This is a genomic window from Ruegeria sp. D7 (genome assembly GCF_056534355.1).
The window spans coordinates 55,855-75,859 of sequence record NZ_JBQFPG010000010.1 but is presented as its reverse complement, the minus strand read 5'-3'; the positions used below and the strand labels follow the sequence as shown (position 1 = coordinate 75,859).

Below are 20,005 nucleotides of genomic sequence, written 5' to 3'. Positions count from 1 at the left end.
TGGTGCCTCAAGAGGGACTCGAACCCCCGACCTTGTCCTTACGAAGGACCTGCTCTACCAGCTGAGCTATTGAGGCGATGCGGAAGCTCGTTTAACGGCAGCGCGCGGGTCATGCAAGCGTGGATTGCCGGGCCGGTGCGCGGTTGACCACTACGCATTCATCCCGCATCCTGACGCCAACATGATCCGCCCGGCGGGTTACGATGGTTTATCAGATATTTGGCAAGGTCATTTGGATGTCCGGGAATTCGCAGAAGTCTTATGTGCTAGACACCCACCGGCTGCGCGACCCGGAAGAGACCCTGGCCATCGTCAAACCATTCCTCAAGCAGATGGGCATAACCCGGATCGCCAACCTGACGGGACTGGACCGGGTTGGATTGCCGACAGTGATGGTGACGCGGCCAAACTCGCGCTCGGTCGCGGTGTCGCTGGGCAAGGGGCTGTCGCTGAGCGCAGCCCGGGCTTCGGGCGTGATGGAAGCGATTGAATCCTGGCACGCAGAGCGGATCGAACTGCCGCTACGGCTGTCCAGCTTTGCTGATCTGGCGGTGGAGTATGTGGTCGATGCCGACCGTCTGCCCAGCGTCACCGGCGGGCAGTTCGACCCTCATCAGGCGATACTGTGGGTGCTGGGGCGCGATCTGCCCTCGGGCCAGCCCTGCTGGGTGCCGTATGAGATGGTGGACACCGATTATACCACCTCGCCCGTGGCTGGGCAGCGGGCGTTTCCGCGAACGACAAACGGGCTGGCGTCCGGTAACAACGTGACCGAAGCCAGTTGCCACGCGATCTGCGAGTTGATCGAGCGTGACGCCACAACGCTGTGGCACCATCAGGGCGCAACCCCGCGTGTTAATCCCCGTACAGTGGACGACCCGCGTTGCCTTCAGGCGATGGAACAGATTTCTGCGGCGGGGCTTGATTTGGGAATCTGGGACACGACCTCGGACATCGGCATCGCCAGCTTTCGCTGCGCGATCTGTGAGGGCGGAGGCACGACGGGCCATATCGGCATCGGCGACGGCTGCCACCCGGATCGCGCCATTGCCCTACTGCGGGCGCTGACCGAAGCGGCGCAAACACGGCTGACCTATATCTCAGGGGCGCGCGATGATCTGGACCCGGAAGAGTTCTCAGACACTGCCCGGAACTGGCGCAGCGGATACATCCGCGAACTGATCGATGGCTCGGCGCCCATCGGTGATTTCACCGAATGCCCAACCTACGTGACCGGATCTTTCACGGATGACCTGTCTTTGTTGCTGGCGCGCCTGTCCGAGGCAGGCATAGATCAGGTGGTCACTGTTGATCTGTCGCGACCCGAAATTGACATCGCAGTGGTGCGCGCGGTGATACCGGGCTTGGAAGCGCCCCATGACGATCCCGACTTTGTCGCAGGCCCCCGTGCGCGAGCGGTGATGTCATGAGTGTGGTTGTTTTTGTCGGGCCGACGCTACGGGCCGAAGCCGTACGCGAACATCTGAACGCCACTATTCTACCCCCGGTTCAGCAGGGCGATGTGTATCGGGCAGTGCGGGAAAAGCCGCGTGCGATCGGGATTATAGACGGGTATTTCGACGGGGTGCCCTCGGTCTGGCACAAGGAAATCCTGTGGGCCTTGGAGCAAGGTATACCGGTCTTTGGTAGTGCCAGCATGGGTGCGCTGCGCGCGGCAGAGCTGGCGGATTTCGGGATGATCGGGATCGGCCAGATTTTTGAGGGTTACCTGAATGGTGCCATCGAAGATGATGACGAGGTAGCGGTGCTGCACGGCCCTGCCGAGCTTGGCTTTCCACCGCTGAGCGAGCCTATGGTCTCGATCCGCGCCACCATTGCGCAAGCCAAGACAGCGGGTGTGTTGTCGTCTGAGACGGGCGACGCGTTGCAGCAAAAGGCGAAAGACCTGCACTACCGTGACCGGGTTTGGGATCGCATCCTTGAGGGCGTTTCGGACCCGCAACCCTTTCAACGATGGTTGCCCGAGGGACAGGTGGATGCGAAAGGGGATGACGCCCGCGCGATGCTGGCTGAGATGGCCCGCTTTCTGAATGCTGGAACGAATGTGTCAGACTCACATCGCACCGAACGGACGCTGGTCTGGCGTGACCTCTGCGCTCGTGTGGATCGGGAAGCCGCACAACAGGATAGCGAGGCGCGGGCGCTAGTGGATGAGCTGCGGCTTGATCCGGTTCTCTACGCGCATCTGCGTGATCGCGCAGCGTTAGGCTTGCTGTCTAAGGACGAGACCCGCCGACAGGGGTTGGACCCGGATAAAGACGCCGTGGTCAAGCAGATGACCGAACATCGGCTGGAGGCCCGGCTACCCCGCCATGCGGATTTGCTCGAATGGCTGGAAGAAAATGACCTGACCCTTGTGCAGTACGAGGCGATGCTGGCCGACAAATCCCGTGTCGATATCGCAATCCAAACGCTGGCCGAGACAATGGATGCCGCTTTGCTAGCCGAGCTTCGACGCTCGGGCGACTACAGCGCGTTGCGCGACCGGGCCCAGCGCAAAGCGGCGCTGCCGCTGGACCCGAGCAACGCCGCAATTCGAACGCGTGCCTTGGTCTGGTATTTTGAAACACGTCTTGACCAGAGGGTGCCGGATGATCTTGACTCCTACGCGATCGGGCATGGCCTTGAGGGGCGCGATGCCTTGGTCGATCTGATTGAAGCCGAGTTCCTGTTTTGCCACACCAGCGGCGATCAGGTTGATCAAGAGCCAGGCTTGGCAACAGGTCTGCGCGCAGGCGGATAACGGGAGGGAAAAATGGCAATCTGGCCCGACTATTCAGAGAATGACCCCCCCGGCACGCGGTTCTTACTATATCCGCAATCGCCCTTTTTAGAGCCGAATTCTAAGCCCGAACTGGTCGAAATATCGGCCCCGCAAGGGACCATAGGCCCAGGCCCATCGGGCCCCCGCATGTATGCGATGTACCCGGTCGACAAAACGACCCCCTATGGCGCGATGATCGAGGGTGAAGACGGCCCCGAGATGTATCTGCCCGCATGGGACGGCTATATCCTGCCGCCGCCCGAGCCCGATGAGTTTGGCAATTTCATCCATATCGATCCCGAGGACCCGGCCTTTGAAGCCGCCCATCTGTTCGGAGCGGCCCATTTCACCATGGATGTGTGGGAGGGCTATTTTAATCGCCCGATCCCCTGGCATTTCGCGCGTGATTTCGAGCGGCTTGAGCTATCGTTGCTGCCAAGTCTAGATAACGCGCATATCGGTTGGGGATTTCTGGAAACCGGTGGCACTCGCGATATCGGTGACGAATACCGCCCCTATAGCCTGAACTTCGATGTGGTCGCGCATGAGATCGGCCATGCCATCATCTACAGCGTGGTCGGCATGCCATCCGAAGAGGATGCGACCGGCGAATATTATGGGTTCCATGAATCGGCGGCCGATATGGTGGCGCTGTTGGCGTCGCTGCATTTCGGCTCGGTCGTGGATGAATTGCTGAAAAACACGCGCGGCAACCTTTATACCTATAACCGGCTGAGCCGCTTTGCCGAGCTGTCGCAGAACTCGCAAATTCGGATCGCCGCCAATGACCGGACGCTTTCTGAATTCTCGCATGGATGGTCCAGCGAACACGCCCTGTCGGAACCATTGACCGGGGCGATGTTCGATATTCTGGTCGATATCTACCACGAACGACTGGTAGCACATGACGTGATCGACCCGGAGATGGAGGAGCTCTCGGACGAGTTGGAAGGGACCGACGAATACAATGCGATCATGCAGGACCTGTTCGACGAACATTACGCAGCCGACCCCGAAGGCTTTCGGGTTGCCCTGATCGAAGCGCGTGATTTGCTGGGGTCCTATCTTGCAGATGCGTGGGAGAAATTGGACCCCGATATGCTGAGCTACTTCGGCGTTGAACGCGCCTTGGTCATGGTCGATCACGAGGTCACCGGCGGCGCATTCCGGCAGATTATCGAAGGCAATTTCCGCATGCGCCACATCGGATTGACAGCGCCCGGCCCCCGTTTGACCAAGCCCGACGGGACGAGCCATGCCGCGTCGGTTCGTACGCTGTCACCCGAGGTGAATGAACCTTAAAGTCTTTGTTTTTCCCCCGCTATTGTGGCAGGTTACGCGCACGGGGTGATAATAGTGACATTCAACGCGCACTGAATGCGCAAACCGGGACAGGCGAGGCAATCGGCAGCGTCGACCCCCGATAGGGAGAAAGTGATATGTCTGAGTCCTTACTCAGTTTTTCCGAGGTATTACTGTTTGGGCGAGAGTTAAGTGATTTAAAACTGAAACAACGCTCGGTCCGGTTGGCCGAAGAGGTTGAGGAAGACTACGACTTCAGTAAGAAATTCACCAAAATCGACGGCGTACATGTCCGGGAAGACGATCGTGTTCTGGTCCAGGTCGGGGATGCGGCAAACGAAAAGTCCGGCATCTACAAGGTCATCAAGGACGGCGACAAGTTCAAGTTCGACAAGCGGAAGAAGGTTCCGCACGACTCGTTTGTCTATATACGCCGCGGACGTCAGTTCAAACATACCCACTGGCAGCAGATCGCGAACCGTCACTCGGAGCAGCTGTTCATCGAACAGGATGGCCGCCGGAGGGGTCGCGGCGTCAATAATTTCATCGGGGACCAGTTCGGAGGCGATGCACGACTGGCCCGGATTTACGGCTTCGCCTATGACGGCACCTATTACGAGATGCCAGAACCCACGATCTTTCTGGTGCATGGCGAAGGCGAGAGCGCGACGGGTGGCAACCTGCCCCATGGCTTCAAGCTGCAGACCAGCAATGACGCTAACGCGCCGGACACCACACAACAGGCCGCACGCGCGCCGATGAACCCCTCGGTTTCGGGCGTCGCGGCAGCGGATTACCAGATGGCCAATGACATCCGCGTCTGGAACTACGATCAGGCCGATTACACCATCCGCATGGATATCGCAGCCGGTCAGATCGAAGACGTGCTGCTGGACGTCTACTTTGAGTATGACGCACCGATGATGTCCGGAGCCAAGGTCTCGGGCGCCAAGGTGAGCGGGGCCAAGGTCTCGGGCGCGAAGGTCAGCGGGGCCAAGGTGTCCGGTGCTAAGGTGTCAGGTGCCAAAGTCAGCGGCGCAAAGGCACGTGGTGAATAGGAAGGCTGAAATGATCCTGACCGATTGACGTTTGGTTTTATTCCAACGTCTGCTTTGGGTTGGCGGGCCATTTATGCCTGACCCGCCATCCCTTTCGAAGATCAGAACTTGCCGTTTTCGTGCGCCATTTCGGCTGGCGTAGGCGAAACGACGTCCCAATGTTCAACGATCTTTCCATCTTCGACGCGCCATAGGTCGAAGAAGGCCCAAGGGTTCCCGCTGACGGTGGCATCTGAGGCGACAAAGACAAAGTTGCCTTCGGCCACCACAATCTGCGGCTCGAATTTGGTGATCACATTCCCCTGCTCTGCCCAGGCTTTGGTGCCCTCGATCAGGCCATCGATCCCATCGGCAAGCATTGGATTGTGCTGCATATAGACCTCGGAATACATCGGAGCTTTCTCAGGCGCGGCACCGCCCAGAACGTCACGCACAAACCCCAGAACCAGCGCCTTGTTTTCTTCTGTTTTCTCAAGATCGGTGATCTCGGTCGGCCCATCTGTCATGCCACGGCCCGACACTGTTGTTTCGGGAACGGGCTGCAAATTGTCCCAATGTTCAGCAACTTTGCCATTCTCGACGCGGAATATGTCAAAGGCGGCGAGGGTCGGTGCACCAAAAGCGTCCGCGTTGTCGAACGTGCTGTGCAATACAACCATATCGCCCTCGGCGATGACCCGGAGGGTAGTTGCAGTCATCCCGGATTGTTCGACCAAAGGGATCAGGCCGGCCAGGCCTTCGGCTCCGGTCGGGACTTGCGGGTTGTGCTGAATATAGTCCGGGGTAACGAGCTGTAGCGCTGCTTGCGGGTCATGTTCAGCAAAGGCAGCCGTAAAAAGTGCGATTACAAGTTCTTTGGGGGACATGTTGATTTCCTGTGATTCGTATCTACTGGATACGTGGTAGCAAACCCATACTACATTTCAATTACGTACTTTAAAATGACCTGGTATGCTTGAGGCTACTGCCCGAATTTTCAGGGAGTTGTACCGAGGCCAACGTGACGCTATTGTGCGATTAAGTTTTGAAACAATACCAGAGATTGATATGCTACCAATTGGTGTTGCCAACAAGGCAGAAGCTTCCAACTGCTCAATCCGTTCCGTACTGTCCAATGTGACGGGCAAATGGCGGATGATCATCATCCTTGCGCTGGAGGATGAGCCGAAACGCTTTGGCGATCTCAAGCGCTGTATCGGAGACATCACACAAAGTGTGTTGACCGAAAACCTGCGCGGATTGCAACGTGATGGCTATTTGACCCGCACCGTCGATCCCGGACCGCCAGTGGCAGTGTCTTATGAATTGACACCTTTGGGCCGAAGCCTGCTTGAAATGCTGAAACCGCTTGTCTTCTGGTCGCATGAGCAGATGGATGAAGTCAGGCGACTACGCATGCAGTTCGACCGCGAACAGGCGAGTTGATTTTTATAGGCGAGATCGGGCAGCAGCTCAGAACCCGGCCTTTTTGAGCCCCTCGACAAAATGCTGCGTGTCGTCGGACAGGCGGTCTGGCTGAACCTTGGCCCAGCGCGACAATGAGAAATTGGGATGCGCTGCGCGGTGTTTGTCGGCGATCTGGCGGGCCATTTCCAGCTCGCCCTTATGGGCATAGCTGGCAGCCAGCACGCGCTGCCCCTCGGTCGGGTTGTTCATCTTGTTCACGCATGAGATCACGTCGTCATAGCGTTTGAGATTGTAATAGGCCCCGCCCAGATGCCACAGGTACTGATCGGGGAAATAGGGGTTCAGGCGCATCGCCTGCTGCAGATGTTTGATGGCGGTTTCGTTGTCGCCCCAATGGGCCAGCGCATCGGCGTAGTCCGAATGCATGTCCGCATCGTTGGGGTTAAGCTGCAGGGCGCGTTTGTAGGATTCGATCGCCGAGTCATGCTCTTTACGATAAAGCTGCACATAGCCCAGCTCTCCAAACCCGCGCGCGTCTGTGGGGTCAAGCTCCACCGCACGCTGAGCCAGCGACAGCGCCTTGTCCAGCGCGCTGTTTGGGTCTTCGGTCCAGGAATAGCGCCAATCGATGTTGAGCGTGCGTGACAGGGCTGCTGCAGCCCGAGCATAGCCGCCGTCGCGCTCAAGCGCGGATTCGTAGCAATGCTGCGCCTTGCGGTTGTCGTTGCGGGTGTATTTGAAAATATGGTGCTGCCCCTGCAGAACCGAACCATAAGCCCGCAGGTCTGACGGGATTGCCTGCACCATGCGCAGCTTTTCATGCGACTCGATCATGACTGCGGTGGCGGCAACGATGCACTCGGTCACCTCATCCAGGATGTCGAAGATATCATCGAGCTTACGGTCGAACCGTTCACCCCAGATGGTGCGTTCGGTGTTGGCGTCGATTAGCTCGGCCGTGATCCGGATACGACTGGACGAGCGGCGCACACTGCCGCGCGCGATATAGCGCACGTTCAGACGCCGAGCGGCCTCTTGCGGCGACATCGACTGGGTCTTGAAGAAGAACGAGGAATTCCGGGCAATGATGAACAGGTTCCGGAACTTGGACAGGTTCATGATGATGTCGTCGGTCAGCCCTTCGGCGACCCAGCTGTCATCTTCATCCCCGCCTTGGCTAGTAAAGGGCAGCACCGCAACCGACGGGTTATCGGGCCTTTCAAGCACTTCCAGCTGCATTTCAGGACGTAGGGTTGCGGCCATTGTTGCACCCTCGACCTCGGTTCGGACACAGTAGGTCGCGACCGGAGACATAATGTTCTTGAGCTGCTTGGGACCGAGGAATTCATAGCCATAGCGCAGGCGGTTACGGATCTGTTCATAGACGGCTGCGCTGACATAAACCCGTTCTGGCTCGGCAATCTCCTGCAGGCGGGCAGCGATATTGACGTTGTCACCATGGATGCCGCGTTCGTCCATCAGAACTTCGCCCATGTGAACGCCAGCGCGGAATTTGATGTTGTGCTCATCATCGCGCGCTTGATTATGTTCCGCAGCGATCCGATGCAGTTCGATGCTGAACTCTACTGCACTGGTCGCCGTGTCGAATAAAGCAAGGATGCCGTCACCGCGCACTTCGATGATTTTGCCCTGATACTTTGAGCAAGCCGATTCAAGCTGCGAAAGCAAAGACTTCAACGCGTTATACGTATCCATCTCGTTCTCGCTCATCAGGCGGGAATAGCCGACAACGTCGGCAAAAAGCACCGCGCCTAGTTTCTGTTTTATTGATGCGTCCGAACCGGTCGTGTTCACTGGCAATACTCAATTGTGTTGTCATGTCGAATCCGACAGGACTGTTTTAGCAAAAAATGACTCAGAATACGTAACATTTTAGGTATCTGCACCGGAATCGGGGGGCCAAGACCACCCAGAGGCATCAAAACTGACCACTGTTTGGGCGCCTAACTCCTGCGCGAGCACCTCTCGACGCGCGATCCAGTCCTGCTGCAACATGCCGACGACAACCATGTCATGGAACTGCCCATCCGCGAACCAGGCTTGACGCATCGTGCCCTCGATCTCGCAGCCGATTCGCTGGATCAGATCGCGGCTGCTGTGATTGTCGGCCCGGTAATACGAGGTGATACGGTTCAGCCCCAATTGCCGGAATGCGAAATCCAGCATCAGCGCAACCGAACGCACCGCCACGCCATGTCGACGGATGGATTTGTCGACAAAAACCGGAACCACCGCATCCCTGTTGACGCTGGAAATTGCTTCAAGCCCGGTCATTCCCACCAGATCACCACTGTCAGATTCGATTGCGAACCAGCATTTGCAGCAGTCCTTTGAGGCGTTTATCGCGTCTTCCCAATATTGTTCGGTCTGTACCAGGTTCTGAGGAATGCGCGACGTACGGTCGAACAGTGCCAGGTCATGGATATCCTGAAACCAGCGCGCAACTGTTCCCAGATCCGCCTTTTCCAGAGGGCGCAATCTGAACAACCGGGGTGAGCTATCGGGCAAGAGAAAATATCCTCCGAGTACAATTCTGAAAATCTATTCGCGGGATACTAGCACGAAAATTTCAGAAACAATAAGAGGTTGTTCACACAACGCAGCTGTAGGCCGCTACCCGCTGAACGGGTGCAGCCGACAAACTTGTAATGGGTGGCAGGTCGTAAAGAAGCGTTACGATCAATCAGCGGTTTTCAGCGCGAATAAGGAAGATGTTGCGCAGGTAGATGGACAGGCCCATCGACTGACCCAGAATAAAGACCGGGTCACGGCGATAGATCGCATAGCTCAGCAGGATAAGCCCGCCGCCGATCGAAAGGTACCAGAACGCCATCGGGATAACGGATTTCTTGGCGCGCTCGGACGTGATCCATTGCACGATAAACCGGGCGCTGAACATCAGCTGACCGGCCAGACCGATAAAGACCCAGAGCGCCTCGGTCGGGCTGTCGACGTGCAGGATTTCCAGAATGGTTTCTTTCATGACCGGGACGCCTCGGTTGCGGAAACGGATTTGGCGCGGCGGGTCAGCCAGACGACGCCGAACAGATCCCAGATGCCGACCATGGCCCGACCGAAATTGGTGTATTTGGATTCGCCCGACAAACGCTGCTGATGCGCGACATCCACCAGCGCGATATTCCAGCCATAGGCCTTAAACAGGGCGGGCAGATAACGGTGCATATGATTAAAAAAGGGCAGATCGAGGAAAGCCTGCCGTCGGAACGCCTTGAAACCGCAGCCGGTGTCACGGGTGCCGTCTTTCAGCATCCAGCCCCGCAGTGCATTGGCAAAGCGCGAGGCAAGCTTCTTTGACGCAGTGTCTTGCCGGCCAACCCGTTGCCCCGCCACCAGGCCAATCGAGGCATCGCCACCCGACACCAGCGGCGCCCAGATCTTTGGCAACTCTTCCGGCGGGTTCTGTCCGTCGCCATCCAGCGTACAGCAGATATCCGCGCGTGCCTCCTTGACGCCGGAATGCACGGCAGCACTTTGGCCACCGGCCGTTTTGTGCTGCAGGATGCGCAGTTGCGGACAGTCTTTCTGCATCTGTTGCAGCGCCGCAAAAGTGCCATCGGTCGATCCGTCATCAACCGCGACAATCTCGAACGCGGGCAATTCGGTCGCAGCAGTGCAGATGCCCTGGATAAGACCAGGAACAGCCCCCTGTTCGTTATGCATGGGAATCACGATCGACACAGTGGGTCGATTGTCAGCGTTGGCATCATGATCAGCATGCATGGTGGGTAGCTTTACTTGTTTCAGTCTCAGGGCTTTTGCGGGATCAACGGCGAAAATTCAAGTGGCCACCGCATCGCAGGCCAACATCTGCGCAACTTGTTGGGGCATTGTTCAGCGATGGGGCGGATTGCACCGTGTCTCCTATTCAGGGGCGGGCGTGACACCGGTTGCCGACCAATAGACCAAACCCTCAACCGCAGTTGGCTGCGTCTCGAGCCCGATCAGGTCAGGTGCCAGCTCAGACAACTCACCCTCCGAACAGAGCCCTCGCAGCGGGCCGGTGGTATAGCCGAACCTGTCGAGGTATTTGTGCAGCTCCAGCCGTCTCAGATAGACAAAGCGCCTACCGTTGGAAGCAAAGACCGATGCGGCCCCGGGTGGTACGCGCAACTTGCGGTCATAGGCGCAGAGCAGCAGGGTTTCATCCGGCTGCAGCATTGCACCCAAAGGGGTCAGAATCTCGGCCTCGGGCACGCCCAAACGCACGCGACCCTTGCCCAGATCGGTGGCATCGCGGTCATAGAACAGGCCGCCTGCAACAAAGACCAGACCCAGCGCGGCCACCATCCCGGCCCAGCGCAGGCGCTCGACCGAAAACAACAAACCGGTTGCGGCGACCATCAGCATCGGCAGGATCAGCAGGGTGTAGCGTGCATAAACCTTGCCGGCTGCGGCCCACATCATGATAATGAAGAACGCGGCTATACCTGTTGCAGCAAGAAGTCTGGGCCGCTTTTGCAGAAATGGCAGAGCGCAGATGCCGACAAAACCCAGCAGCCGCAACCACGGCTCGCCCGCGATGATCAGATCATAGAGCTTCCCGAAGCCGCGATCGCTGAGCGATGGGCGAAAACGATCCAGCATCTCGCCTTTGATGTTGCCATCAAGCGAGTCGCCAAAGAGGAACCGAAGCTCTTGCAGGATCGGCCAGGCGAAGGCCAGCGGGATCGCAATTTTGAGCGTCCGGCGAAACGTTCTGTTCTGCCAGATCTCGCTGAACGGTTCCGTCTGCCATCTGTTGGTCAACTTCAGCGTCAGTAGTGCCAGCGCTAGAAAGGCCAGCGGGGTTGGGCTTTTCTGCAAGGCGGCCAACACCAGAGTTGCGCCGAAATAGGGCCAGTATTTCGGCTTTTCCAACGCTGCCAACAGGGCTGCAATTCCAAGGGTCGAAAAGAAAACCGCACCGGTATCAAGCATCGCGGATGTGGCGTGTTGCCAGAACTGAAGCGACGTGGCCACCAGCAGGACCGAAGGCAGCATAGCCCAGGGGCTGTCCGGGATCATCACCCGCGCCAGTACGGCCGTTGCCATCAGCGCGCCCAGCGCAAAGATCATCGACGGCAGGCGCAAGGCCAGAATATCAGATACGCCAAACTCCATCAGCAGTGCAGACATCCAATACTGCATGGGCGGTTTTTTCAGGCTAGGTTCGTTGTTGGAATAAACCGCCAGCCAGTCCCCATTGCGCGCAAAGCCTGTACTGCGGTCATAAGTGTAGAATTCATCGTAGTGATAGATGTTCCCAACACCCAGATCAGTCAGATACCAGGACCAGACCAGGACCATCACCAATGCGGTGGCGAAGTAAGGAAGCAATCTTAGCCAATTTGGGGAGGTACCGGTCATGCTTTCCGTGGTCCTATCGCGTCATAGAAATATGTGGTGTTGATCCCGCCGGGCCTTGTTTGAAACTGCCGCGCGTCGCGCTCCCATTATTGCGTCGCCCGTCCAAGAGCAAGAAGTTTAGAAGGGCGACCGCGCTTGTCAGACTGCAGGCTCGGCCTCGTCGGGCAACATCAGGCTCAGCTCACCCTCTTTGAAGCCATCGAAGGACAAGTCCCAGCTGGCACCGGGCCAAAGCAGTTGCAACTGCTTCTTCGCAGGCCGATAGACCGCAGTATAGAGCGTGCCGAAACCTGATCTGAAAGCCGTTGAATAAAGCGGCGGACGCAGGAACGCATCGATAAACCGCTTCTCGCTTTCCGGGTGCTGGTTGAGACGGTTGAGCAAGAACCTTTCGCGTTCCACGGTGGCCGTAAAGCGCGCATGGGTGGACCATTCGACATGGCCCTGATGGTTTGTCGCCACTGGTTGGTCCGAGATTTGCGGGTGCCGGTCCGGGGCAAGGTACACCGTGCTGTGATTGTGTTTCGCATCCAGAACGGTGACGTTATAGCTCATATGACAAGGGATGCGGCACAGGCAGTCAACCGCTTGCGCAGTGGTCTCGCAGGTTTGAAGGACATAGCGCAGGATCAGCGGCACGCCAAAGCCGTCGCCGACCTCGCGCCGCCCGCCAAAGGTGAGCGAGACCGTCAGACCGGCATCGTTGATGCCATCAAGCAGACCCAGAACGCCGTCGCTCATCCCGATGATCCCGCGCCCGCCCCATTGGGTTTTCAGCAGAGCAGCGTCAAAGGTTTTTGGATGGTAGTCGTAATTGCGCACCAGAAACGGTGTCTTGCCACGCCAAATCGCCTGGCTGCAGCCCGAAAGATATTTCGGCGGGCAGTAAAAGCTGAGAAACCGTGCCTGGCTATCGCTGCCGCCGACCAGTTCGACGATCTCTTCGTACAGCGGCAGAATCTCGGGCATGTGTTTTTGCAACGCGCGGAGGCATTCGCGATAGGTGGGGCGGGCCGAATACCCCTCTTGCGCCCACCATTTGTGGTAGGCGGGCCAGTATTCGGCAAACAGCCCGGCCAGCTTGGGACCGGGCTGTTCCTCGTCAATTGAGCGAAAAACAAGCGCCATAGGGCTTTCTACATAATTTTGAACGCGGGGTCTTCCATCGGCTGTGCCGCGGGCAGCGGTTCAGCCGTATAAGCCGAAGTGATCCCATGAATCCACTTCTTCGATTTGTCCGTCAGTTTAAAGCCCTTGGTCATTGACCGCCCGCGAGTCACGAGGATACCCAAATCAGCGCCCTCATAGCGGTAATCACCGACATTCGAGATACGCAGGAAGAACGCTTCGTTCTCGCCCACCGCGCGGCGGTGATAGTCGAACCGGTCGAACACGACGCGGCCATCTTCCAGCATCTTGTAGATGCCCGATTGTGGGGCCTGCGTGATCCGGTCGACACTGTCATCGGTGTGTTTGATTACCATTTGCGACCAGCTGTCGATCATGTCCGGATCCGCCCAGCGGGCATTCAGTTCCTCGACATCCAGCTCGAAGGGCTTCTTTGAAAACTCAAGTAGATGGAACAGAAACAGTGGCGCATCTGCGTGCGCAAAGGCCGCGTGGTTGGTCATCGAGCTGGCGCCAGTGATACGGGGGTTCAATTCGCCCAACCACAGTTCGTCGGTTTTCTTATCGATCAGGAAGTCGAGTTCGAAATAGCCGCGATAGCCTGATTTGCGCAGCTCTTCCCCGAATTGGAAGGTCAATTGCCGCGCCTGTTCACGTGCTTTCGGTGGAAAGGCGGTTGAGAAAATCTCATTCCCGCACCAGCCGCCGCGATAGGGGGTAAGTTCCTTGAAGCCCACAAGCTCAGTCATCAGCGGGCCAACGATGGTACCCTCCGAGGTCGCACAAGCCTCGATCGCCGCCCCGCGACAGTCGATCCGCTTCATTATCTTGATCTCGCCTTCGCCGATGATCTCGTCTTTGTGCTTGTTGAAATCGGCCTCGGACTTGATGAAAAACGTCGTATGGCCACTGTCGCCGAAGGCGGATTGTAGCACCAGATCATTCCCCAATCCGGCCTTTTCGCAGATCTTTTTCAGGTGATCATAGCTTTTGACAACGCTCAGCGTGTTGGGCACCGAAGGCACACCCGCCTTATTGCCGATACGGACAGTTTCGATCTTGTTGTCACATTTGGTGCGCAGCTTGGCTTTGGGGAACCACAGCTGACCGCCCAGCTCCTTGACCAGCTTCTCGGTCGTCTCGTCGAACATCAGGAAGACAAACTTGGGCTTGCCGCCGCGCCGCTTGACCAGGTCGATGACCTCTTTGTGCTGCAGCAGATAATTGTTGATGTCTTCGATGGACTGAAACTCATCATGCGGCATTTCCGAAGGCACAAACACGTTCGGATGTCGCCCGTCAAAGCAATCCATGTAGCAGATATAGGTGAAGTTCATCACCCATTCATCCAGCCCCAACAGGTTGAAATTGGTTGCCGATACAAAATAGATCGGGTCCTTGTTGGTATGGAAATACCGGCGGATTTCCGAGATGTTTTTCAGCACCTTCTTTGGCATGATTGTTGTCCTCCCTGACCCCTTAGGGGTTCTTTACTGACTTCAAAGCGTCTTCGGTAAAAATGCGCAGGCCCAGATCGGCACGGAATCCATGGATTTCCGAGACGTCCAGTTCCTGCATGAATTTGAGGATTTCGGGGCTGATCACCTGCCCCGGTACCAAAATGGGAAAGCCCGGCGGATAGGGAATCACGAAGGTGGCCGAGACCATCTCTTCCCCGGCTTCGAGCCGTTCCAACATCTCCTTGTCGGGTTCGACATAATCGCAATTGTCTTCGTCATAGGACAGGAAAAACGCCGTACGGATGTCACCGGCTTCGGTACCTGCCTCACAGCGGAACGCATCGTGGAACCGACTAAAATCGGGCAGAGGTGGGACGTGTTCGCTCAGGTTGCTGACGCGCTTTTCGAAGGCCAGCTTCTCCATCTTGGACGCATCGTCCATCAGATCGTCGAGTTCCTTGGCGATCTCGACCAGCACCTCGATCAGATAGGCGACCGAACTGCGCGTGGTGCCGATATTGGTCATGAACAACACGGTATTACGCGAGGTTTTGTTGATCTGGATGCCGTATTTATCCATCAGGATCTTGGTCTTGAAGGTATCGCCATCCCAACCGGTCGCGCCCACATGCAGCGTGATACGTGTGGCATCCAGAACAAATTCGTCCCGCGCCCAGCAATCCCAGACATCGGCCCAGCCCTGATCGGGATCGAAATAGCTGGTCATGCCGCTTTCGCGATATTGCTCGGGGATCATGTCACCCGCTGTGACCAGCTTGAAATACTTCCTGAGCAGCGGATGGGTCGTCACGGCCCGGCGGATCGCCATCGCGCTTTCGACCTGCCGCTGGACGAACTCGTACCCTTCGATCTCGACCTGCCTGCGGCCCACATCCAGCGAGGCGATGATCTGATAGTTGGGCGAGGTCGAGGTGTGGGTCATATAGGCCTCGTGAAAGGCCTCTTCCACCGCGCCTTTGAACTGCTGGTCGTTGACATGGATCATCGAACCCTGCCGCAATGAGGTCAGCGTCTTGTGGGTTGATTGCGTCGCATAGACCCGGACCCGCGCGTCAGGCGGCGCGATCAGGCGGGCGTTTAGCAATGTTTCGTCATCTGCACCTTCGAGAGCCGCCTGTTGGGCCTCGTAGGCCTCGGCATGTTCCGTCGAACGGAACTGTTCGCGCAGGATATTGGCCGACCGCATTGCCGTGCGCACACGAGAATTGGGCGCAAACCTTGCATAGGCGAACCACGCCTCATCCCACAGGAAAACCAGGTCTTTCTTGATCGCGAGACATTCCTGCATCACCCGCTGCACATTGTAGACGATGCCATCGAATGTACAGTTGGTCAGCAGCACCATCCGCACACGATCAAGCTTCCCAGCAGCGCGTAGGGCCAACAGTTTGTGCTTGATCTCTCGGATTGGCACCGCGCCATACATCGAGTAATCGTGCAGCGGATAGCTGTCCATATAGACGACGCTCGCCCCAGCCAGCACCATGCCGTAGTGGTGCGATTTGTGGCAATCGCGGTCGATCAGCACGATATCTCCGGGCCGTACCAGTGCTTGCACAACGATTTTGTTGCAGGTCGAGGTGCCGTTAGTCGCAAAAAACGTCTGTTTAGAGCCGAATGCGCGTGCGGCAGCCTCTTGCGCCTCTTTTATCGGGCCCTTCGGCTCCAGCAGCGAATCCAGCCCGCCAGACGTGGCCGAAGTTTCCGCCATGAAGATATTTGATCCGTAGAACGCCCCCATGTCCTGAATCCAGTGGCTGCGACTAATCGATTTACCCCGGCTGATCGGCATCGCGTGGAACACGCCCGTGGGCTGTTTTGAGTATTCCTTGAGCGCCGTGAAGAACGGTGTCTTATAGCGCCGCTGCACCCCGCGCAGGATGTTCAGGTGCAATTCCAGAAAGTCTTCCTGATTGTAGAAGACCCGCCGGCACAGGCCCAGATCGAGACCGGCAATATCTTCCGCCGAACGGTCGGTGATTAGATAAGCGTCCAGCTCGGGGCGCAGCATGCCGATCCTGCGGCAGGTTTCAGGGCCGTATTCCGAGGGGGACAGCGCATCAAGATCGGCGCCCTCGCCATAGAGGCTGATATAGCGGCCCAAAACATTGGTTTCGTTCTTGGACTTCAGGCTAAGGCCCGGGCGAACAATGACCGCCTGTACATTCTGGTTGAACAGAACCCCGATCAGCGCATCCTCGACACTGGGAACGACAACGGTTTCATAAATAAACGGATCTTCGCTGCGGCGCATCCGTTGCAGGCTGGTTTGCAGGAACCGTTCCTGATGTTCGTTGACCTTGTCAACGATCATCACTTCGAAATAAGGTCGGCCCAGCGCGCGGGCTTCATGGCTTTGGGTGGACTCGTCCTCGAACTCATCAACCTCGGTCTCATCCGCGATCAGCGGGATCGAGCGGCGACGATAGGCCCCTGAGGTCAGCGCCCGCGACACCCGGCGCACGGCGGTTGAGAAATCGCCAAAGTTTCCATGGTCCAGCAAACGACGCAGATAGTCGAACGCCGATCCGCCCGGAAAAGCGAAATACACCTCGATCGGGGCCAGCGCCTGCAGCAACTGCCGTGCCCGGTCCCGATCTTTTTCGTTACCGCCCTGATCCAGAGACTCGGCCGTTTCCCGCAGCGCGCTCCATCGGTCTGCCCTCAGTTGCGAGGCGCTGTAGTAGTCCGAGATGGTGTGGAGCTTTTCGCTATCGGAAATGCCGTGCATGAAATTTTTCCTTTCTGCCGATACCGAAAAGCTGGGCCGGTATCAGTCTGTGCCAGAGCGCCCTTTGTAGAGATACAGATTGTCGGGCTTGGTCGCGGCGTCTTCAGTATATCCCAGCGCCGTTCTGGGGTCGGATGCAGCGACGCCCGCAACGTCGCCTTTCTGCGGAATGCGCAGCGGGCCTAGCGTGTGCAGATAGGCATCCGCCCCGCTGGTACGGTCATAGACCGGGAACTCCGCCTCGCGGTCGCGGAAGCTTTTGAGAACCTGCCCCAGACCTTTCAGTCCGACCTCGCGTTGGCGGCGGACCTGATCAAGATCGATCTCGATAGGGAAGATATCCTCCTGTCCCGCAGACTGGTGCAGCACGGTGGCCGAGGGATCAACGACCAGTGAGCGGCCCACGCCCCCGGCGGCCAGCCCGTTCACGTCAAACACATAGCATTGGAACTGCGCAGCGGTCGCTTTGGCGATCGACAGCTCGGCCTCGCGGTCGGTTGTGCCGGTCAGAACCGGGTGCAGCAGAACCTCGACCCCTTGGCTAGTCAGGTGGCGGGTGGTTTCGGGGAACCAGATATCGTAGCAGATCGACAGGCCAAACCGGCCCACATCCGGCACATCAAAGATGCAGAATTCGGTACCCGAGGCGATGTTCTGTTCATAAGGTTTGAACGGGAACATCTTGGAGTATTTTGAGACGATCTCACCTTCGGGGTTGATCACCACCGAGGTGTTGAAAATCCGTCCATCTTCGTGCTTTTCGAACATCGATCCGGGGATCAGCCAGATCCCATAACGCCGAGCGGCATCCTGAAAGCGCGACAGGTCGTCATTGGGAAAGGGCTGGGCAAACCGGTCGAGCGGACCATGAGGCGCCAGTTCGCTGAACAGGGCCATCTGGGTCCAGGGGAACCGTGCCATCATAATGTCGATCCGGTGCAGCATCGCGTCGACATTCGACTGCAACGCACCGACATGCATCTGGATTCCGGTTATCGCAAAAGGGGTCATTTTTCGTTTCTTCTCATTTTCTTGCCGATTGCGACCGCCGATTTGATCCGGCGTTCTTCATCGGAACATAAAACCGTGTGGTCACGCAAGCCTGCTGTCCTCAGGCTATGGTTTTCCGAGGCGACTGCCTTCATACTGCGGCTTCCTCGGCGGTATCTTCTGCCTGCGGTTCCACAAAATCGATGTCGTTGCGAACCCAGAAGAACCGGAATCCGCAACTGCGCAGCCATTTCTCAAGCCGATCAAGGCTGGACCACTCCCGCCGCAGCCCGCGCGTGGATTCGACCAGCGCCCATTGGCCATCGACCAGAAAGTATACAGTCCAGGTATTGGGATGCGCCGAGTGGTTGGCAAAGCCGCCGCTGATCACCTCACGCGCCGTGCGAACGGCGACCGGATAGTCGCCGATGCGACCCTCAGCCGCGAGAATGGCCAGATCGTTTTGACGGATCGTGAATGTGGGAAGGGGGGCGTCGTTCATGCAGCCTCGATCTGCGCCGCGTCCAGCAGCGCTTTGCGCCGTTCACTGATATCCGCTGGCTTCAGGTTTTCGACGCGGGTCGCCAACGTCCAGACATGACCGAACGGATCGGCAATCGTGGCGCAGCGTTCGCCCCAATAGGTGTCCGCCGCCTCAGCGATCAGGCTGGCACCGCTTTCCAACGCGGCTGCAAGGGCAGTGTCCACATCTTCGACATACATATGATGCCCAATCGGAGTGACTGTGCCCGGAATGGCGGGGCCGTGCGCACCCCATCCGGCGGTGACAAACAGCATCGAGTTGCCGATCTTGATCGAGGCAAAGCCGGGGGCCTCATCCGCGTCATAGGCCTGTATCTTCGCATCAAAGGCACTTTCGTAGAAAGTTAGCGCGGCATCGACGTCGGCGACGGCAAGCGATGCGGTGCAGGTGCGATAGCCACGTGGCAGAGTGGCAGGTTTCTTTTTCATTCCGGTACTCTCTGAATTGGGCGGCGGACACCCTGGATTATCTGCAGGAATTTCCCGCACTATGCATCATACTGTGGATCAAACCAGGAGATACTGCAACACTATGATGCATAGTGCTGAAATTTCTGCCGTGATGCTTAGAATGTAGGCGGAGTACAGGCGCTGATGACCCGGCAAACTTCGGGGCCGACCTGCCTGAACCGGTGCGGGGTGCGACTGTCGAAATAATAAGCATCGCCTGGTCCCAGTACCTTGCGCTTATCGCCCACGGTCACCTCCACCCGACCCGAGATGACAATACCGCCCTCTTCCGCCTCATGCCCGTACATCACGCGACCGGTGTCAGCCCCTAACTCGTAAGTTTCCTGCAAGATCATCATCGCGCGACCATGCAGGTTTGATCCTACCTGCCGCAGAGACAGCCCACCCTTTCCGATCTCAGTAAGTTCTTCTGAGGCGTAAAACACGGTCTGCTCAGATTCGATTTCGAAGGAAAAGAAATCGGACATGCCAATCGGTATGCCTTGCAGAATACGCCGTAACGCACCAACCGATGGATTCATCTTGCCCGACTCGATCAGCGAGATGGTTGAGTTCGGCACATCCGACTTCTTGGCCAGCGCCCGCTGAGATAAGCCTGCACGCTCTCGCAAGGTTCGCAGGCGCAATCCGAGGGTCAAATCCTCTTGGCTGGTGTTCTTCATGTTCAGTATCCGCAACACTTGATCCTGCCGGGACGGTAAATCAATGGCTTATGAATCAC

The 20,005-nt window shown here is 57.5% G+C and carries 19 protein-coding genes and 1 tRNA gene; 5 read left to right on the top strand and 15 right to left on the bottom strand.

Features of this window, described 5'->3' with window-relative positions:
* A tRNA-Thr gene (locus ACRZ9U_RS14615) sits at positions 1–76 on the bottom strand.
* A gap of 127 nt (positions 77–203) precedes the next feature.
* Between ACRZ9U_RS14615 and ACRZ9U_RS14610 the strand changes: the two genes are divergently transcribed.
* From ACRZ9U_RS14610 to ACRZ9U_RS14595, 4 genes are all read left to right on the top strand, one after another.
* Positions 204–1,430 (top strand): YcaO-like family protein, encoded by a 1,227-nt coding sequence (locus ACRZ9U_RS14610; protein WP_480887323.1) that lies wholly within the window; start codon positions 204–206, stop codon positions 1,428–1,430.
* Positions 1,427–2,764, top strand: a complete 1,338-nt coding sequence (locus ACRZ9U_RS14605) for a TfuA-like protein (RefSeq protein ID WP_170407991.1) — start codon at positions 1,427–1,429, stop codon at positions 2,762–2,764. The genes ACRZ9U_RS14610 and ACRZ9U_RS14605 overlap by 4 nt, the downstream gene beginning before the upstream one ends.
* A gap of 12 nt (positions 2,765–2,776) precedes the next feature.
* Positions 2,777–4,087, top strand: a complete 1,311-nt coding sequence (locus ACRZ9U_RS14600) for a gluzincin family metallopeptidase (protein WP_170397993.1) — start codon at positions 2,777–2,779, stop codon at positions 4,085–4,087.
* A 137-nt stretch (positions 4,088–4,224) separates the two neighbouring features.
* Entirely contained in the window at positions 4,225–5,145 is a 921-nt protein-coding gene (locus ACRZ9U_RS14595; protein ID WP_170397991.1) for a pentapeptide repeat-containing protein, read from the top strand.
* Positions 5,146–5,246: 101 nt separating this feature from the next.
* Here ACRZ9U_RS14595 and ACRZ9U_RS14590 read toward each other — a convergent pair whose 3' ends face one another.
* Positions 5,247–6,011 (bottom strand): nuclear transport factor 2 family protein, encoded by a 765-nt coding sequence (locus tag ACRZ9U_RS14590; RefSeq protein WP_170407988.1) that lies wholly within the window; start codon positions 6,009–6,011, stop codon positions 5,247–5,249.
* 181 nt (positions 6,012–6,192) lie between these two features.
* On the opposite strand from ACRZ9U_RS14590, the gene ACRZ9U_RS14585 reads away from it, so the two are divergent.
* Complete coding sequence (locus ACRZ9U_RS14585; protein WP_170397987.1) at positions 6,193–6,570, top strand: winged helix-turn-helix transcriptional regulator; 378 nt, start codon at positions 6,193–6,195, stop codon at positions 6,568–6,570.
* A gap of 27 nt (positions 6,571–6,597) precedes the next feature.
* Here ACRZ9U_RS14585 and ACRZ9U_RS14580 read toward each other — a convergent pair whose 3' ends face one another.
* From ACRZ9U_RS14580 to ACRZ9U_RS14520, 13 genes are all read right to left on the bottom strand, one after another.
* On the bottom strand, positions 6,598–8,319 hold the full coding sequence (locus tag ACRZ9U_RS14580) for an adenylate/guanylate cyclase domain-containing protein (protein WP_480454420.1): 1,722 nt from the start codon (positions 8,317–8,319) through the stop codon (positions 6,598–6,600).
* Positions 8,320–8,445: 126 nt separating this feature from the next.
* Positions 8,446–9,081 (bottom strand): GNAT family N-acetyltransferase, encoded by a 636-nt coding sequence (locus ACRZ9U_RS14575; RefSeq protein WP_170407984.1) that lies wholly within the window; start codon positions 9,079–9,081, stop codon positions 8,446–8,448.
* A gap of 175 nt (positions 9,082–9,256) precedes the next feature.
* Positions 9,257–9,556, bottom strand: a complete 300-nt coding sequence (locus tag ACRZ9U_RS14570) for a lipid-A-disaccharide synthase N-terminal domain-containing protein (protein WP_039542759.1) — start codon at positions 9,554–9,556, stop codon at positions 9,257–9,259.
* Positions 9,553–10,314, bottom strand: coding sequence for a glycosyltransferase family 2 protein (locus ACRZ9U_RS14565; RefSeq protein WP_170407982.1), 762 nt, complete (start codon positions 10,312–10,314; stop codon positions 9,553–9,555). The genes ACRZ9U_RS14570 and ACRZ9U_RS14565 overlap by 4 nt, the downstream gene beginning before the upstream one ends.
* Positions 10,315–10,455: 141 nt before the next feature.
* A complete protein-coding gene (locus ACRZ9U_RS14560) occupies positions 10,456–11,940 on the bottom strand; it encodes a glycosyltransferase family 39 protein (RefSeq protein ID WP_170407980.1) in 1,485 nt (494 codons plus the stop codon).
* Between the two features lie 138 nt (positions 11,941–12,078).
* Positions 12,079–13,068, bottom strand: coding sequence for a C45 family autoproteolytic acyltransferase/hydolase (locus ACRZ9U_RS14555; protein ID WP_480902154.1), 990 nt, complete (start codon positions 13,066–13,068; stop codon positions 12,079–12,081).
* Positions 13,069–13,076: 8 nt separating this feature from the next.
* Complete coding sequence (locus tag ACRZ9U_RS14550) at positions 13,077–14,525, bottom strand: biotin carboxylase (protein ID WP_170407976.1); 1,449 nt, start codon at positions 14,523–14,525, stop codon at positions 13,077–13,079.
* A gap of 22 nt (positions 14,526–14,547) precedes the next feature.
* The gene (locus ACRZ9U_RS14545; protein ID WP_170407975.1) at positions 14,548–17,280 is read right to left on the bottom strand and encodes an aminotransferase class I/II-fold pyridoxal phosphate-dependent enzyme; all 2,733 of its coding nucleotides are present in this window, start codon (positions 17,278–17,280) and stop codon (positions 14,548–14,550) included.
* Positions 17,281–17,322: 42 nt separating this feature from the next.
* Positions 17,323–18,291 (bottom strand): carbon-nitrogen hydrolase family protein, encoded by a 969-nt coding sequence (locus ACRZ9U_RS14540; RefSeq protein WP_170407972.1) that lies wholly within the window; start codon positions 18,289–18,291, stop codon positions 17,323–17,325.
* A complete protein-coding gene (locus ACRZ9U_RS14535) occupies positions 18,288–18,425 on the bottom strand; it encodes a hypothetical protein (RefSeq protein WP_170684571.1) in 138 nt (45 codons plus the stop codon). The genes ACRZ9U_RS14540 and ACRZ9U_RS14535 overlap by 4 nt, the downstream gene beginning before the upstream one ends.
* Complete coding sequence (locus ACRZ9U_RS14530) at positions 18,422–18,772, bottom strand: hypothetical protein (protein ID WP_170397963.1); 351 nt, start codon at positions 18,770–18,772, stop codon at positions 18,422–18,424. The genes ACRZ9U_RS14535 and ACRZ9U_RS14530 overlap by 4 nt, the downstream gene beginning before the upstream one ends.
* On the bottom strand, positions 18,769–19,242 hold the full coding sequence (locus tag ACRZ9U_RS14525; RefSeq protein ID WP_170407970.1) for a VOC family protein: 474 nt from the start codon (positions 19,240–19,242) through the stop codon (positions 18,769–18,771). Before ACRZ9U_RS14525 ends, ACRZ9U_RS14530 begins: the two co-directional genes overlap by 4 nt.
* Positions 19,243–19,379: 137 nt before the next feature.
* Entirely contained in the window at positions 19,380–19,946 is a 567-nt protein-coding gene (locus ACRZ9U_RS14520) for a cupin domain-containing protein (protein WP_170407968.1), read from the bottom strand.
* Between the last annotated feature and the right edge of the window lie 59 nt (positions 19,947–20,005).